Genomic DNA, 15,872 nt, shown 5'->3' with positions numbered 1-15,872 from the left:
TTTATTTATTTAGTACCAAGTTAAACGGTTAAACGTCTTACTTTCCTCACCATTTCATCAATGTCAAATGGCTTGGCAATAAAATCGTCTGCATGATAATAGCCATTTAAATCTGCTAATCCCTTATTGGCAGACATCATTAGTACGGGTACATGTGCCAACGAAGTGCTTGTTTTAACACCATGACAAAGATCAATACCATTGCCATCTGGTAACATTACGTCCATCACCATCACATCTGCATCTGCATTAGGTAGAGATTCTTTAAAAGTGGTAGCATTCGGAAAAAGGGATACATCATAGCCCTCATCTGTTAATAGCAAGGAAATCACCTCCCCTATATCTGGGTCGTCCTCAATAACCCATACTTTCTTTTTCATTCGGTATAAAATAATAAATCGTTAGGTGAACAAATATAAATACTTATTGTTTACAACAAAGTGAATAAAATATTTAATACTTTAGGGAAAGTAGGCAGGTAATTCTATTTATATAAGTATTAATATTATTTTTTTCAAAAATTAATGGATTCAAATTACTCCAAAAATAGATTTAATGACTTAATTGATGCAGCACCATCAGCAACAGCTATTTATCACACTAGAGATATTGTTGTTACTGCGGCAAATGCGCAAATGTTGGCATTTTGGGGGAAAGATGAAACTGTTATTGGGAAGCCTTTAATTGAAGCTGTGCCCGAACTTGCTGGCCAGCCTTTTATAGCCTTGTTACAAAAAGTTTACGATACGGGTATAACGCATCACGCCGAACGTGATGGAGCAGAATTACTGGTTGATGGAAAATTGCAAATATCTTATTTTAACTATACCTATAAAGCAATTTTAGGCGTCAACGGAAAAACGGAAGCCATTATTCATAGTGCGATAAACGTCACCCCTCTAGTAAAAGCACAACAGGAACTGTCAGAAATGCAAGAGCGGCTTAGTCTCGCCCTTCAATCTGCAGAGATAGGTACTTGGGAGCTTGCGCCAGTATCAGAAGAAGTTTATTGGGACCAGCGCTGTAGAGCCCTTTTTGGTTTCGAAGGCGAAGCAGATATTAATTATCATCAAGTGTTGGATTGTATTGTTGCAGAAGATAAGCAAATGGTAATGGATGCTGTAGCGGCGGCTGTAGACCCAAAGCGTTTGGCTAATTATGATGTTCGTTTTCGCACTTTAGGTACGGCAAGTAAAAAGATACGTTGGGTACACTGTAAAGGCAGGGCCTACTTAAATGAGATGGGCGTTACCTATCGCTTTGCTGGCACAGCAAGAGATATCACAGCAGAGGTAAATACTTCGTTGAATGAGCAACAAATGCTATCCTTAGTTAATTACAATGCTGATGTAATGTCTATCGCAGATATGCAGGGTAATTTAATTTACATGAACCATGCGGGTAAAAAATTATTGGGTGTTGAAGAAAATACGCCCATGAACAGCATGACTGCAAGGGATTTTTATGAACCAGAAGAGTTAAGACGTGTACAGGAAACCATCATTCCGCAGATTGATGATGAAAAAGGTTGGACAGGAACACTATGTCTAAAAAATAGTAAAACCCACGAAGCGATTCCCTGCCAAGTGAATTACATCCTTATTAAAAACCCAATTACAGGAGAAATTATAGGTAGAGGTGCTACCGCTAGGGACCTAAGACCAGAACTAAAAGCTAAAGATAAACTTGCACAGGCAATGCAGGAAATGGAATTTTTGGCAAATTCGGTTCCTACCGTAGTGTGGACAGCTACTACCGAGGGTATGATTGATTTCGTTAACAAACAATGGTACGAACAAAGTGCAGTTGCTATTACAGATGCACTTGGTACGGGCTGGACAGAATTAGTGCATCCCGATGATTTGGAAAGAACTTTAGTTGCATGGAAAAATTCGTTAACTACAGGAATGCCCTACCAAGCAGAATTTCGTTTAAAAGATAAACACGAAAAATATCGTTGGTGGTTGGTACGTGCTGTAGCATTGAAAGATAATAACCACAATATCTTAAAATGGTATGGAAGCAATACAGATATTACAGAGCAAAAAGAGTTGCAACGCCAAAAAGATGATTTTTTAGGAATAGCTAGCCACGAGTTGAAAACACCAGTAACCAGCATTAAAGCCTACGCACAGATAGTAGAAATGATGTTAAAACGTTCTGGTGATGATAAAAATCTAGAACTGATTCATAAAATGAATAACCAGATCAATAGGTTGACAAATTTGATAGCCGATCTGTTAGATGTAACCAAAATAAATACCGGAAAATTAGCCTTTAAACCGTCTATTTTTGATTTCGACCAACTTGTGGCAGAAGTTGCTGATGAAATACAGGTTACCAGCGAGCAGCATAAAATTGAAAAAAAACTGAATAGCAACAGCCTAGTAGATTTAGATAGAGATCGCTTAAGTCAGGTAATTAGCAACCTGATAACCAATGCCATTAAGTATTCTCCTGATGCCAAAAAGATAATTATACAAACTGAGGTTTCATTTAACGAAGTTCAATTCAGCGTACAAGATTTCGGAATAGGTATCGCTTCTGATAAACAGGAGAAAATATTCGAACAATTTTATAGAGTATCCAATACCAATGAATATGCTTTTCCTGGTTTGGGCTTGGGATTATATATTTCGGTAGAGATTATCAAACAAATGAATGGTAGAATTTGGGTTAATTCTGAACAAGACCAAGGAGCGTCTTTTGGTTTTGCCCTACCTTTAGCTAATGGTAACCAAAAGTTTTAATTTTTATAGTTGTCTTGCCTAGCCTACTAATCGATGCTTCTTTTTAAAAGATCCTTTAAAATTCACTTCAGAAATAATTGTCGCCAAAAAAATCATTCCACCACCTAAAAGTAAGCGCCAAGATAGATTTTCACTTAGGATAAAATAAGCCGCCAAAGCTCCAAATACGGGTTCGAAAAGATAAATTACTGCTACCCTCTCGGCACTAATATACTTTTGAGCAATGTTGGAAATAGAGTACATGTAAGCAGTAGAAAACAGCGCACAGTAAATAACTCCAATCCAAAATGTATTAGCTGTTGGTACCCAGTTTGCTGCTTCATCTGTTAATGCTAAGCCAAAAGTTAATACTGTACAGGTAGCGAACATTGGAATAATGGTTGGCACCAAGTTTTTAATAGCAGCTTGTTTTTCGACCACGATTAAATAAACGGCAAATCCAAAAGCTCCAGCTAAGGTATATAAATCTCCAGTGCTAATTTTAAATTGGCCGTTGATGGAGATGATAAATAAGCCGCTTAAAGCGATAATTGATGCGATCCAGATTTTAGACGCCGCTGCTTTGCGATACAACAACAACTTTAACAAAGGCACAATGACCACCGTCATGCCGGCTATGAAAGCGCATTGCGAAGCGTGTGTTGCTTTGATGCCCAAGGTTTGCAAATGAATACCCAAAAATAAAGGAACCGCCAATATTGCTCCGGTCTTGATATCGTTAAGTTTGGTTTTCACCAAGTGCTTCCAAAAAATAACCGATAGCACTAAAGTAGCGAGTAAAAATCTATAAAAAAGAAATGTGGAGGGAGTTTCTGTTCCCATTGCTAACTTGGTTACAGAAAATGAAATGCCCCAAAATGCAGTTCCAAATATTAATAGAATTAGTAATAAGTTCTTTCTCTCCATTTGCAATCAGCCTATAAGTTCAATTCGTAATTCAACCAATCATTATTTTGATTAGCTTCCTAGCCTTTCATAGAACCGTTGTCCAGCTTTATTCCAAGGTGCAACAGTCCACTTTATTTGTGCACATTTTTGCGATACAGCTTCTTCTTTTAAAGCTTGCATCAGTTGCTCGCCAATTTTATGACCACGATAATTTTCATCTACATAAAGCTCCTTCATATAAATAGCAGGGCGATTTTGAGCTGTATAGGGCAGAAAGTAGTAAACCAAAATTCCAGCAATTGCTTCTTGGTCTTCTGCTACCAAACAATAAAAATCTGGCGGACTTTTACGAAAACCACTTTCTTTAACGATATCGGGTGTAATGGCAAAGCTGTTGATATACTTTTCAAATACAGCCAGTTGTTCCATTAGCACCCAGATTTTATTGCTGTCTGCCTCTACAGCTTTACGTATATTAATATTCATTTGTGTGTTTATCTAAGATTAAACTTCTTTGTTTAATTCTAACTTCATCAATAGATCAGTTTGTATATCATCGCCCAATACAAATTCATGTTGCCCAAATTTTACAAAACCATTTTTGGTGTAAAAAGCAATCGCCCTAAAATTTTCTTCCCATACACCTAACCAAACATGGTCTACGGCTAGTTCTTTTGCTACTTCAATAGCTTTATTATAAAGTAACTGGCCTACTTTTTTGCCATGAAAATCTTTCAGCACATAAATCCGTTCTATTTCTAATGCATTTTCATCAGGATTTTCCTTCTGACCTGCACCAGTATTTAGTTTCATATAACCAATTACCTCACCGCTAAATTTGGCAAAATAAAATTGTGACAGCTCATTACTCAATTCTTCATACAACTGTTCAGTCGCAAAGCTTTCGTCGAGATATTTACTCATATTCTCCTCGGTATTGATATCCGAAAAAGTCTGTGAGAAAGTTGCTCTACTGATGTATTGCAGCTGGAGTACATCTTTTACTGAAGCACGTGCTATTGCTATATTTTCCATGGTACAAATCTAACGCAACAACAAATGCAATAAAATGCTATTTTATCATTTATTAATGCTTAAATTGCATTAATGGACTTACAACAGATCAGATACTTTCTGGCTTTAGCAAAGGAGCTTCATTACTGGAATACAGCCGGAAAGATGAATATCACTCAATCTGCTTTAACGCGACAAATCCAATCGTTAGAAAATGAGCTGGGGCTACTATTATTTGAGCGAAACAAAAGAAATGTAAAGCTCACTCCTGCTGGTCGTTTTTTGAAGAATAAGTGGGAAGTAGAGCTCAATGAGATTGAATACATTCATCAATTTGCCAAACAAATTCATTTGGGAGAAAGCGGGATGATAAAAATTGCTCATCCCGATTCGATATCAGCTTCCATTATGCCTGATATTTTGGCTAACATTTCAGAAGAATATCCTAAACTACAGATTAAACTGGTTCAAGTTTTATACGAGAACCAACAAGAGTTTTTGACAAATTATAAGATCGATTTAGCCATAACTAGGGATATCAACAATATGCCTGGCATCAAATCAAAGAAGATCTATACCGACCATCTGGCTTTGGTGATACCAGAAAATCATCCTTACCAAACTATAGACGATTTAACGAGGGAAACACTTGAGCAGCAAAAATTCATTTTACCAACTATTGATGAAGGAAGCAGTTACGGGCACATTATTCAGCAGTTATTTAGCTCTTATGATTTTGTACCAGATGTTTACCTACATTCAGAATTTGGTTCTACCATAATTGCCTTGGTGAGAAAAGGTTTGGGCATAGCTGTGCTACCAGATTCTTATTCGTACCACGAAAGTCCGGCTTTGAGGTTTATTAAGCTGCCCATAAAAACAGACCTATATCTCAATTGGAGAGCAGATGATCATAATCCTATTCTTTCTAATGTGTTGAAATTGATCTTAAAATAAGATCTGCTTTTCAGGCTCACAATGAAGGAAAATAGCATAAAAAAGCCGCTCAACTTTATGTCGAACGGCCTATAATTAGAAACTAGGGTATTATTTTTTGTTCTTGTTCAAATCTGTAAACACGGCAGCTTTGTCTTTGCTGGCTTTCTTCAATTTAAAGCTATCGAAAACCTCTCCTGATGCCTTATAAGCAGTATAAGTCAGATTCTCGCCATCTACGTTAATGATTTGGAACAGTTGCGTGTTTTCGGCAAATACGTCCATCCATTTCGGATTTACATCTACCTTGTACATTTTTGGTCCAGCTACAGAAACTACATACATTGGCCCACCAACCTTACCAGAAACACCAGTAGGTAAATTCTGTCCACGGCTGTATGTATGGTCGTGGCCTTGCATTAAAATATCTACGTGATATTTATCGAAAAGCGGTTTAAACAACTCTCTAAACTCTTTATTGTCTCTTCCCTTCGCGGTAGAATAAATTGGATGGTGATAAGTAATCATTGTCCAACGTTTTGGGTTGTTTTTTAGCACTTCTTCCAACCAAACCGCTTGTGCTTTCAGAGAAGCAGAATCCAACACGATCATTTGCGAGTTTAATGAAATGATACGAACGTTGGCATAATCTACGTAGTAAACAGATTCTTCCAATCCCTTTGGCCCGTTTTCTGGCAAGGTGTATTGCGCTCTCCAATGTGGATCTAAGGTTAACGTACGTTGCTCATCACGGAAGTACTCGTGGTTACCAGACGATGGAATGCTTGGAATCATCCCATTGATGAAACCACCGCCAAAATGCCACTCACCCCATTCGTTGTCATTGTTAGAGCGGTTAATCAAATCTCCTGCATGCACAATAAAGCGGGCATCACCATGTGTAGCAAAAGCTTTTCTAATCACCCTAGACCACTTTGAACGGATATCGTTCTGTGCATCCCCCAAATAAATGAAAGAAAAAGGCTGCTCCTTTTCTGGTGCCGTTTTAAACTGAAACCACTCGCTCCAATTGGTCCCATCTCCTACTCTATAAGTGTACAATTTATCAGGAGTTAAGCCTTCGAAATTTACGCTGTGGTAATTTGCCGCCTCATAAGCTTTACCTCTTAGCACCTCAATTTTTGCAGGATATTCTTTCGCTTCTGGCTTATCCAATTTTGGAGAACTGTCTTCTACCAAGATTTGCGCAAAGCTTTTGTTAACCGTGCTATCGGTGCGCCAAGTCACCGCTTGTGTGGTTTTTGGATCTGCCGACCAAGTCAAAATGATTCTGTCTGGGAACTTACCAGCCTTAAATTCTTGCGCTTTTGCCAAAGTTGGCAGCACTAAAGCTAGTGCCGCCAAAAAGGTCATCTTTTTCTTAAAAGTTGTAATCATGCTTATTTATAAAATGGATTGTATTTAAAACCTAGATTAGCCCATCTAGAGTAGTATTTGTGGTCATTAGGTCTGCCATCGCCAAAATCAAGGATAGTTTGCGCATTGTTGATGTTACTAATTCCCATGAAAATGGTGAACTTATTATTGATTTTTTGAGAAGCAGAGAAATCCAATTGTACTCTTCCTTTTTCCATCAAATCGTTAGCTTCTACATCAGCCAATTCGTCAATAAAAGTATCGTAGAAGTTTAGTGATAAACGACCAGAGAAACCATATTTCTCGTAAGACAATGAAGCATTACCCACTTTAGGACGCATTGATGGCAAACGAACCGTACGCTCGCTCACAATGCCAGGAACCTTAAATTTAGATTGAATTTGAGTGTAATTGGCGTAGATACCAAATCCATTCCAAAAGCCTGGCAAGAAGGTTAATTGTTGTTGCCAAGCTACTTCGTAACCATATACATGCGCATTAGCTCCGTTTACAGTTTGCGTAACTTGATATTGATCAAACTGTCCGCCTTGTTGCAAATAAATACTTTCGTATATGTAATTATCAATGTTTTTGTAGAATATACCACCAGAAATTAAACCTAAAGATTTTAGGTAATGCTCAAACAAGAAATCGTAGTTAACAGAAGTTGCTTGGTCTAAATCTGGATTTCCCTTCTTCATACGTTTTCTACGCACTTCAATTTCTTCCCAAGGCACTAGATCATAATAACCTGGTCTAGATAATGATTTGGTTACCGCTGCTCTAAAGTTGGTACGTGGAGAAACTGCGTACTTTAAGTTTAAGCTAGGGAAAAAACCATTGAAATTAGATTTAACCGCTACTTTGTTGGTAGATACGTAAGCTCCGGTATTGTTAAAGTTTACAATGTTACCATTATACTCAAAACCAGTGTTTTCATACCTTACCCCTGTGATAATGTCTAACTTATCTAAAGTTAATTTACCCATTACATAACCTGCCTGCATGTTTTCTTTACCATTGTAAGAATCAGGGTCGGTATTTTGTCTGATATAAGTTTCGTCGTTACTAAATAGGTTTAAGTTATTCTGATAATATTCTTCCATCAAGTAACCGTTGGCAATAGCTCCCGAAAGGTTATAATGACCATTAAAATATTTCTCTCTCGAATAATCTGAAAGGAAATTAGACATCGCTATAGTTCCGGTTTTCAATTTATATTGATAATAACTTCTGGTATGGTCGTCTTCTTTGTATTTCATTCTGCCACCAAACTTAAATTTGAACTTATTTTTGTCGCTCAAATCGAAAGTACGTTCAATATTTAATGAACCTTGAATATCTCTATCGTTAGCTATTTGATGTCTGTTAACATAGTTTGAAGTCACGTATTTACTCGCATCGTTGGGATTGCCATTGGTAAAATCAAATTGTGGTGCTCTAGGATTTGAGATATCCATATTTGCCGTTAAACCACCATAATTAAAGAAACCGTCATAGTAAGTTGGCTGGTCGTAAAGACCACTTGCATAGGTTACATCTACATTACCAATCCAGTTATTGATATTTGTTTTAGCACCACCAGATACACTGAATAAATCCCTGTTATAATCTCTTGGCGTACCGCTAGAACCTATATTTACATCCGCTACGGTAGTTTCGCTAGTATATTCTCCAATGCTATAACTTTTTGTTCCTCTAGTTTGTAATTCATAGAACTTGTTATAGTTTCCTCGTACATAAATTTGGCTTTTCTCTGTTGGGAAAAAGCTTAATTCACCTTGCACACCGATGTTTTCTCTGTTCAAGTCAGAACCTTCTAGCTCTAAATTCGACAGCTTTAATTTCTCAACACCGTTGATTTCGTAGGTATCATAATCCTTTTGTACCCTATCTTCACCACGGTTGGTGTTGCTATAGTTTACACCAATTAAGTAAGCGATTTTATTCTTGCGTTCGCCATAATTAAAAGCACCGTCAAAGTTTTGTTTGCCTAAAAGGAAGTTATTACCAAACGAGCCCTTAACTTGAAATTGTTTCATTCCAATTTTTGGTGTTTTAGAGATGATATTTACCGAACCAGAAGTACCATCGGCCTCCATATCTGGGGTAAGTGTTTTGTTTACCTCAATAGCTTCAACCGTTGAAGAAAGGATACCGTTTAAATCGATATCACGAGAGTTGGTTTGCGTAGATGGCAATCTGTTTCCGTTTAAAGTAACCGAACCCATACTTTGGTCTAAACCTCTAATAATGATGTTTCTAGGTAATCCATAACTGTAATCCATGGCGATACCAGGAACCCTTTGCATAGCTTCACCAACAGTTGCATCTGGGAAACGCTCAATTTGCTCTTCAGAAAGTACATATTTTACGTTATCCGCATTTTGCATGTTATTTAGCGCCACACTCTCTCCTCTACGAATACCAGTAATCGTGATACCTTTCATATCATTACTTTCACTAGTCAGTTTCAAATCAGCGTTATTGGTTTTACCACCAACTACATTCACGGTAGTTTCAAAAGCTTTGAAGCCAATGTAAGTAACTCTTAATACTGCTTTACCTGCGCTCACATTACTCAATACGAAATAACCATTCATATCTGTAATTGCTTTTTGGTTGGTACCTTTAACCACTACGGTAGCGTAAGGTAGTATCTGATTGTTAGCAACATCTTTAACGAAACCTACAATACTTCCAGGTTTTTCTTGTACTGAAACTTTAGCTTCTAGCTTACGTAATACTACCAACAATCCATTTTCTACGGCTTGTAATTCATATTTTTTCAAAAGTGGAGTAAGTATCGCTCTTGCTGTTTTAGACTGGTCGCTCACCGATACTGTACCTGCTACATTTTCTTTGTTGGTGTATACAAAGCTAACGCCTGTTTTACGTTCTATTTCTTTAAGTAGCTCGGGAAATGTTTTGTCTTTTAATGTGATATCAATCCTTTTGTCAAGACCATATTGCGCTTTAACTACAGCTGCACTGCTAAATGTTAGGCACAGTGTAGAAAGCAAGCAGAAGATTAAGCTAATTCGCATAAAAATTCCTTTTGGGTTAAATAACCCATTGTTTTTTTTCATAAATTTGTTTGTTACTGATTATTACCGTTAATAATTATTAATAATTGCCTAAGGTTAGCAGACCGTTGGCAATAAGATTTTAGCCATTTCTGTAGCAGCAGAGATGGCTTTTTATTTTCACCTACATGATTGCCCTCCTTTTACTTCAATGGCTTTACCATCTTCTTTAAATTTGACACGAAGTGAGGCGCTTAACGTAGTTAATATTGTTTCTAATGATTGATTTGGGAACTTAGCTGTGATTTTACATCCCTCGAATGCCGTTTCTTCAAAACTAAACTCAACATCAAACTTTCTTGCTAGCGTAGCAAAAACTTCTTGTGGCGTGGCTTGGTCAAATGCTAAACCTCCATTTATCCAATTAGCTATATCCTCCTTAAAAATGGTTGTTTTCTCTAATTTTCCGTTATCACGATGATAGACCAACCTATTCCCAGGCAATAACATGGTAGGTTTGCTCAAGCTGTCTTGCTTTAACAAAACGCCCACTTTTCCCGTTTTTACGGTTACCGAACTTTGCTTATTGCCTTTGTAAGAATTAACATTGAAGCTAGTTCCGTACACAATAGTTTTGAGATTACCACTTTCTACTACAAAAGGCTGTTTTTCATTATGTGTTACTTCAAAGAAAGCTTCGCCGATTAATTGAATAGCCCTAGTTTTCCTTGTATGAAAATCCTTAGGATAACTTACTTCACTACCAGCATTTAGCCAAATGGTAGAACTGTCAGGCAGTGTTACTTTCATTACTTTACCATTTACAGCTTTATGAACTGTGTAAGCAATCTCTACATCATCAACTTGTGATTTAGATCTAGATAAATAATATACAGAAAGTGAAGTGAATACAGCTAGAGACGCCGCTACACCATACTTGATAATCCCTTTAAAAGATTTCCGCCTATTTTGCTCTACCGCCGGATGAGTTATGACATTTTCATTATCCTCTATTACAGATTTAGATACCGATCCTGTCCATTTCCAAAGTTGTTCGGCCTCGTGATAAAGTTTTACGTTTTCGTCGCTAGCATTTAACCACTGGTCTAAAAACAGTTTACTTTCCTCTGTTTCTACACCAGTTAGTCGTTTAATTATATAATTCCAGATTTTATCTTCCATGAATGATTTCTTACTCTTAAAGACAAGAAAACAGCAGGAAATACGGGCTTAAAGAAGTTAAGTATTCGTTAACTTTCCATCAACTAAATGTTTAGCCTGTGCGTGTATAAACTGCATACTTTTCGCTAAGTGGTCTTCTACTGTTCTCACAGAAATATTCAGTAGCTCAGCTATTTCGGCATAACTTAATTCCTCGAAACGGAACATTTTAAATACGAGTTGTCTTTTTGCAGGCAAGTTTGATATTACCTTTTCTAAAAAAAGAAGTTTATCAATGGTATCCTCGTTGTGATGAACATTAACAAACCCATCCGATAAATTCTCCAATTCAAAGGATTCCTTAAATACAACATTATCCTTACGTTGAGACAAATAATTTAGACAAGCATTTTTAACAGAGCGATATAAATAAGGTTTGATGTAAAGTGGTTTGCGCTTTCCATCCCAAAGCCGTAAAAAGGTATCGTTAACTACACTTTTTGCGGCTTCCATATCATTCAAATAATAAAATGCATAATTATAAAGCATTTCGCTGAAATTCTTGAACAGCTTATCGAAGTCTAGCGCACTAGTTTCTTCTACTTCATAAATATAGCGCTCTGTTTGTTGCTGAATTTCCATGTCGATGTTGTTACAAACATCAACATATCGTGTAAACAAAAGATTAAAATGAGGTTAACCTTCGTAATTAACCTCATTTTAAAAGAGCTTTTTGATTTAAAATTAGGATAAAAACGAAGACTTAAGCAGCTTCTACATCTTTAACCGATAGCAAATTGACTTCGAAACCTTGGTAACTCAACATTTCTGCATTATGGTTAACCGTTAAAGAGAGCTGAAAACGTTCTATGAGCATACGAGCTTCTTTCATGGCATTATGTAAATCTACGGCACCTCTAATTTCTACACCTTGGGCCATTAGCTTAAATTTATTTGGCTGGAATTTTTCGATAAAGCGTTGCAAATCTGTATTCATTTCTTTCATATTTTCTAGTGTACAATATGAACACAAAACAAAAGCAAAATGTTTAAGTGAGCATACATTTTGCATTAACAAAATATCATCATTTTTGATTGAAACTTAATACCTACTTAACATGGCAAGATTACCTTTGCAGTGTTAAATATTTGGTTAGTATTTATCATACAGTTTAGGTTAGTTGATACAAAAAGCTCTGGTGGATGCCATAGCTTTTTGTTTTTTAGCGTAAAATGAAATAACAGAAAATAGCTTATGAGATTACAGTTGGGAAAGATAGGTAAAACGTAGTGCCTTGATTTATTTCACTATTGAACCAGATTTTACCCTTTTGAAGCTTCACAAAATCAGCGCAGAGCACTAAACCTAGCCCTACACCAGGTTCTTCCATGGTGCCTAAAGAACTGCTTACTTGCGATGTGAATATAGATATTTCCTTTTCTGTAGCTATACCGACACCAAAATCTCTAACAGAAAGAATCAACCTTCCATTCAGTTCTTCGGATTTAATCATAATTTCGCCGCCCATTTTACTGTATTTAACTGCATTAGATAGTAGGTTTCTTAATACCATTTTGGTCATTTCTGTATCGGCAACAAATTGATTGACCTTAAGCTCCTTTTTAATGACTAAATTCTTTTTAATGGCTAAGGGATTTATAGTAGCTAGGACGGCATCCAACAGTTGATCTAAATTAGCATTTACTAGTTGAACTTTTGTACCATCTAATTGCGATTTAGACCAAGATAAAAGATTGGTAAGGAAATCTGAAGTGCCATTGGTAAGCTCCAACAACTGCACTTCTAACATGCTCCTATCGCTCTCAGTTAATAATTGACTATTTAACAACTCCAAGTAACCTTTAATGTTATTAAGCGGTGTACGTAAATCATGTGAAATGATAGAGAATAACCTGGTGTTTTCCTGATGTACGATGGCAAGTTCTTCGGCTCTTTGATTGGCAAGAAATCTTTCCCTATTGTAGCTCTTCAATACTAGTTTTATCAATACAAAAGCTAACGACAGCATAATGCAGAAGATACAAGCAATATCGAAAGAGCGTTCAGCAGCGCTATTATAAGTATTTACAACACCATAACGGTATTCGTAAAACAACAAACTTACCACCACGCCACAATGTAGTAGCCAATACAGATAGTGTTGCTTTTCATTAATCACTAGAATGATAATGAGCGTTACGAAAAAACTAAATAAAACGGGTCCGTCTATTCCCGAACTGTAGTAGTAATTGACAGCTAAAAAAATATAGCTACAGAAGGTAAATCCGAACCTAGCTACATTAAAATTTCTACGAAATCTCGATGCGTAGAAAAAAACAAATTGTAAAACTACCGTAAGTGCGGTAACTAGCGCCAGTTCTGGTAAAACTACCACGAACATATTGTAGACTACAAAAATAAATAGCGTGCAAACAGATAATAAACCAACAGCGTTGATTAACCTTTCTTCGAGGTTAAACTTATCTCGTGGTCCTCTAAGCCATTCCCAGAAATTTCCTAAAAGCAAAATCGTTAATTTAATAAATTGCAATATAAGCAAAGTAATTAAATAGCGCTAAAAACAGCTGCTGCAAACTAGCTTTCAGTATCGGCAGTTAACTTTTCTTGAGCAAGCGCTAAGTCATCCTGATCGGCTACTGGCTCTTCGTTAAGCTGCTCTACCTTTGGATTAAACTGTAGATTTACACACATTGGAAAGTGATCTGAGCCACAGCTTTCCATCCTTTTAATTCCAGAAAGTGCAAAATCTGGCGAACAGAAAATATGGTCTAGCGGAAAACGTAAGAAAAAGTACTTGGCATTAAAACTATTGAAGAAACCGCGACCTCTCCTCGGATCTAGTAAACCACTAATTTTACCAAATAATTCGGTAGTGTAGCTCCAAGCCACATCATTCAAATCGCCCATTACAATAACTGGCAATTCACAATCTTTGGCACTTTTACCTACCATCAAAATTTCTTTATCTCTTTCGGTAGACCTTGGGTTTTCTTGCGGAACCGGTGGCTCTGGGTGCAGACAATGAAGTTTAACCCACTGTCCATTTTTGAGTTTCACTTCTGCTTCTATAGAAGGAATGTCTTCCTTAACCAAGTAATTTACACTCCCATTTCTTAACGCTAACCGCGAATAAAATATCATCCCGTACGTGTTTTCCAACGGGATTTTTAATTGATGTGGATAATCAGCTCCAATAACATCTATTTGTTGTTGCCACCAAACATTGGTTTCTACCATTAACACCACATCTGGGTTACATTTTTTAATGAGCTTCAAATAGCTATCACTCTCACGATTATCTTGATATACGTTTGCAATCAGCAAAGAAATATTTCTGTCGTCAGCAGGTGATGCAGCAGAAACAATTTGCTTTTTACCGAAAATTGTAAAAGGAAAAACCTGATAAACGAGGTAGAAGAAGTTGAGTATCAGCGCTGCGAAAACCACTTTTTCAATTACTTCTATAGGAAGATAAACTAAATGCAGGATCAAAAGCACCACATTTAATACCAGCTTCTGGAGTCGAGGATATTCAAACACCCTGAAAATCCAGAAATCGTGACGTACCAAAGGCACTAATGTAAACAAGATAACGATCAGTGAGATATAGAAAAGGGCTTGCTGCATATGGATGAATTACTTACGAACTGCAGAAATAATTTTTTTAACTACAGTTACCAAAGCTACCACAATTAAGCCAGCAACTATACCAACACCAAATTCAGTGATAATTGATGGCACAGATGGAAATAGGCCATGTAGAAAACCAACGTTGTGTACAAAAATACCACCAGCTACCAATATCAGGGCGATGGTACCTACAATGCTTAACCCTTTAATTATAATCGGTAATGCCTTCACTAAAAAAGTACCAAAAAAGAATAAAAAGCCCTTCTCTCCTGAGTGCTTGATCAAACGATAACCAGCATCATCCATTCTAACAATTAACGCTACAATTCCGTAGACCCCAACTGTAGCTACAATGGCTACAACAGAAACGGTAAGGATCTGGATGGTTAATGATTCGGCCAATACAGAACCTAAAGCTATAATCACAATTTCAACAGATAGGATAAAATCAGTGGTTATTGCAGACTTCACTTTTGCTTTTTCTGCTACTGCCGCATCTTCGATAACTTCTACCGCAGTTTCATGAGTTTCCTTTTTATGAAAAAAGTACTCTACAATCTTCTCCATCCCTTCGTAAGCCAAAAAAGCTCCTCCCAACACTAATATCACGATAATTGCAACCGGAAAAAATGCGTTGAGTAGCAATGCTAAAGGTACAATGATCAGCTTATTCAAGAACGAACCTTTGGTAATAGCCCATAATACAGGTATTTCTCGTGAAGAAAGGAAACCAGTCGCTTTTTCTGCATTTACGGCCAAGTCATCTCCCAAAATTCCGGCAGTTTTTTTGGTCGCTACCTTTGCAGCTACCGCTACATCGTCCATTAAAGCTGCAATATCATCTAAAACTGCAAAAATACCAGAGGCCATATAAATCTAATTAAAATAAGTGCGCAAAATAGAAAATCGGACAGCATCCTGCAAGTGTGTTAATGAAATTTAACATAGGTTTATTGATATGGTTTCAACATTGTTGATTTAATTAAAAACCATGCAGATTTTACCACTATCAATTAAGTACGTATTCAAATTTGTGATATGATGTCCACCGAAATTAATCGATGGACA

The 15,872-nt window shown here is 36.8% G+C and carries 14 protein-coding genes; 2 read left to right on the top strand and 12 right to left on the bottom strand.

Annotated elements, in window-relative coordinates:
• Nucleotides 1-20 precede the first annotated feature (20 nt).
• Nucleotides 21-380 (bottom strand): response regulator transcription factor, encoded by a 360-nt coding sequence (locus CRO54_RS04350; RefSeq protein WP_097129085.1) that lies wholly within the window; start codon nucleotides 378-380, stop codon nucleotides 21-23.
• 144 nt (nucleotides 381-524) lie between these two features.
• Here CRO54_RS04350 and CRO54_RS04345 point away from each other — a divergent pair, with 144 nt between their 5' ends.
• Nucleotides 525-2,750 (top strand): PAS domain-containing sensor histidine kinase, encoded by a 2,226-nt coding sequence (locus CRO54_RS04345; RefSeq protein WP_097129083.1) that lies wholly within the window; start codon nucleotides 525-527, stop codon nucleotides 2,748-2,750.
• Nucleotides 2,751-2,768: 18 nt separating this feature from the next.
• On the opposite strand, the gene CRO54_RS04340 is transcribed toward CRO54_RS04345, so the two are convergent.
• From CRO54_RS04340 to CRO54_RS04330, 3 genes are read right to left on the bottom strand one after another with little or no spacing between them, the layout of a single operon-like run.
• Nucleotides 2,769-3,656 (bottom strand): DMT family transporter, encoded by an 888-nt coding sequence (locus tag CRO54_RS04340; protein ID WP_097129081.1) that lies wholly within the window; start codon nucleotides 3,654-3,656, stop codon nucleotides 2,769-2,771.
• A gap of 51 nt (nucleotides 3,657-3,707) precedes the next feature.
• The gene (locus CRO54_RS04335) at nucleotides 3,708-4,124 is read right to left on the bottom strand and encodes a GNAT family N-acetyltransferase (RefSeq protein WP_097129079.1); all 417 of its coding nucleotides are present in this window, start codon (nucleotides 4,122-4,124) and stop codon (nucleotides 3,708-3,710) included.
• A gap of 18 nt (nucleotides 4,125-4,142) precedes the next feature.
• Nucleotides 4,143-4,673 (bottom strand): GNAT family N-acetyltransferase, encoded by a 531-nt coding sequence (locus CRO54_RS04330; protein WP_097129076.1) that lies wholly within the window; start codon nucleotides 4,671-4,673, stop codon nucleotides 4,143-4,145.
• A gap of 72 nt (nucleotides 4,674-4,745) precedes the next feature.
• Here CRO54_RS04330 and CRO54_RS04325 point away from each other — a divergent pair, with 72 nt between their 5' ends.
• Entirely contained in the window at nucleotides 4,746-5,609 is an 864-nt protein-coding gene (locus CRO54_RS04325) for a LysR family transcriptional regulator (protein WP_097129074.1), read from the top strand.
• A 90-nt stretch (nucleotides 5,610-5,699) separates the two neighbouring features.
• Here the strand turns inward: CRO54_RS04325 and CRO54_RS04320 are convergent, their stop codons facing one another.
• The 8 genes from CRO54_RS04320 to CRO54_RS04285 form a co-directional block, all read right to left on the bottom strand.
• Nucleotides 5,700-6,986, bottom strand: a complete 1,287-nt coding sequence (locus CRO54_RS04320) for a purple acid phosphatase family protein (RefSeq protein ID WP_097129072.1) — start codon at nucleotides 6,984-6,986, stop codon at nucleotides 5,700-5,702.
• 2 nt (nucleotides 6,987-6,988) lie between these two features.
• Complete coding sequence (locus CRO54_RS04315) at nucleotides 6,989-10,054, bottom strand: TonB-dependent receptor (RefSeq protein ID WP_097129070.1); 3,066 nt, start codon at nucleotides 10,052-10,054, stop codon at nucleotides 6,989-6,991.
• Nucleotides 10,055-10,171: 117 nt separating this feature from the next.
• Nucleotides 10,172-11,173, bottom strand: a complete 1,002-nt coding sequence (locus CRO54_RS04310; RefSeq protein ID WP_097129068.1) for a FecR family protein — start codon at nucleotides 11,171-11,173, stop codon at nucleotides 10,172-10,174.
• A gap of 57 nt (nucleotides 11,174-11,230) precedes the next feature.
• Nucleotides 11,231-11,794, bottom strand: a complete 564-nt coding sequence (locus CRO54_RS04305) for a sigma-70 family RNA polymerase sigma factor (RefSeq protein WP_097129066.1) — start codon at nucleotides 11,792-11,794, stop codon at nucleotides 11,231-11,233.
• Between the two features lie 121 nt (nucleotides 11,795-11,915).
• The gene (locus CRO54_RS04300; protein WP_097129064.1) at nucleotides 11,916-12,158 is read right to left on the bottom strand and encodes a hypothetical protein; all 243 of its coding nucleotides are present in this window, start codon (nucleotides 12,156-12,158) and stop codon (nucleotides 11,916-11,918) included.
• A 247-nt stretch (nucleotides 12,159-12,405) separates the two neighbouring features.
• Nucleotides 12,406-13,680, bottom strand: a complete 1,275-nt coding sequence (locus CRO54_RS04295; protein WP_138765748.1) for a sensor histidine kinase — start codon at nucleotides 13,678-13,680, stop codon at nucleotides 12,406-12,408.
• A gap of 68 nt (nucleotides 13,681-13,748) precedes the next feature.
• Nucleotides 13,749-14,801: an endonuclease/exonuclease/phosphatase family protein gene (locus tag CRO54_RS04290; protein ID WP_097129060.1), complete on the bottom strand. Its 1,053-nt coding sequence runs from the start codon at nucleotides 14,799-14,801 to the stop codon at nucleotides 13,749-13,751.
• Between the two features lie 9 nt (nucleotides 14,802-14,810).
• Nucleotides 14,811-15,674, bottom strand: a complete 864-nt coding sequence (locus CRO54_RS04285; RefSeq protein ID WP_097129058.1) for a DUF808 domain-containing protein — start codon at nucleotides 15,672-15,674, stop codon at nucleotides 14,811-14,813.
• Nucleotides 15,675-15,872 lie beyond the last annotated feature (198 nt).

The organism is Pedobacter xixiisoli (assembly GCF_900215335.1).
GTDB classification, from domain to species: Bacteria; Bacteroidota; Bacteroidia; order Sphingobacteriales; family Sphingobacteriaceae; genus Pedobacter; species Pedobacter xixiisoli.
Note: the sequence above shows the minus strand (reverse complement) of the source record. Positions and strands in the feature narration are given on the sequence as shown.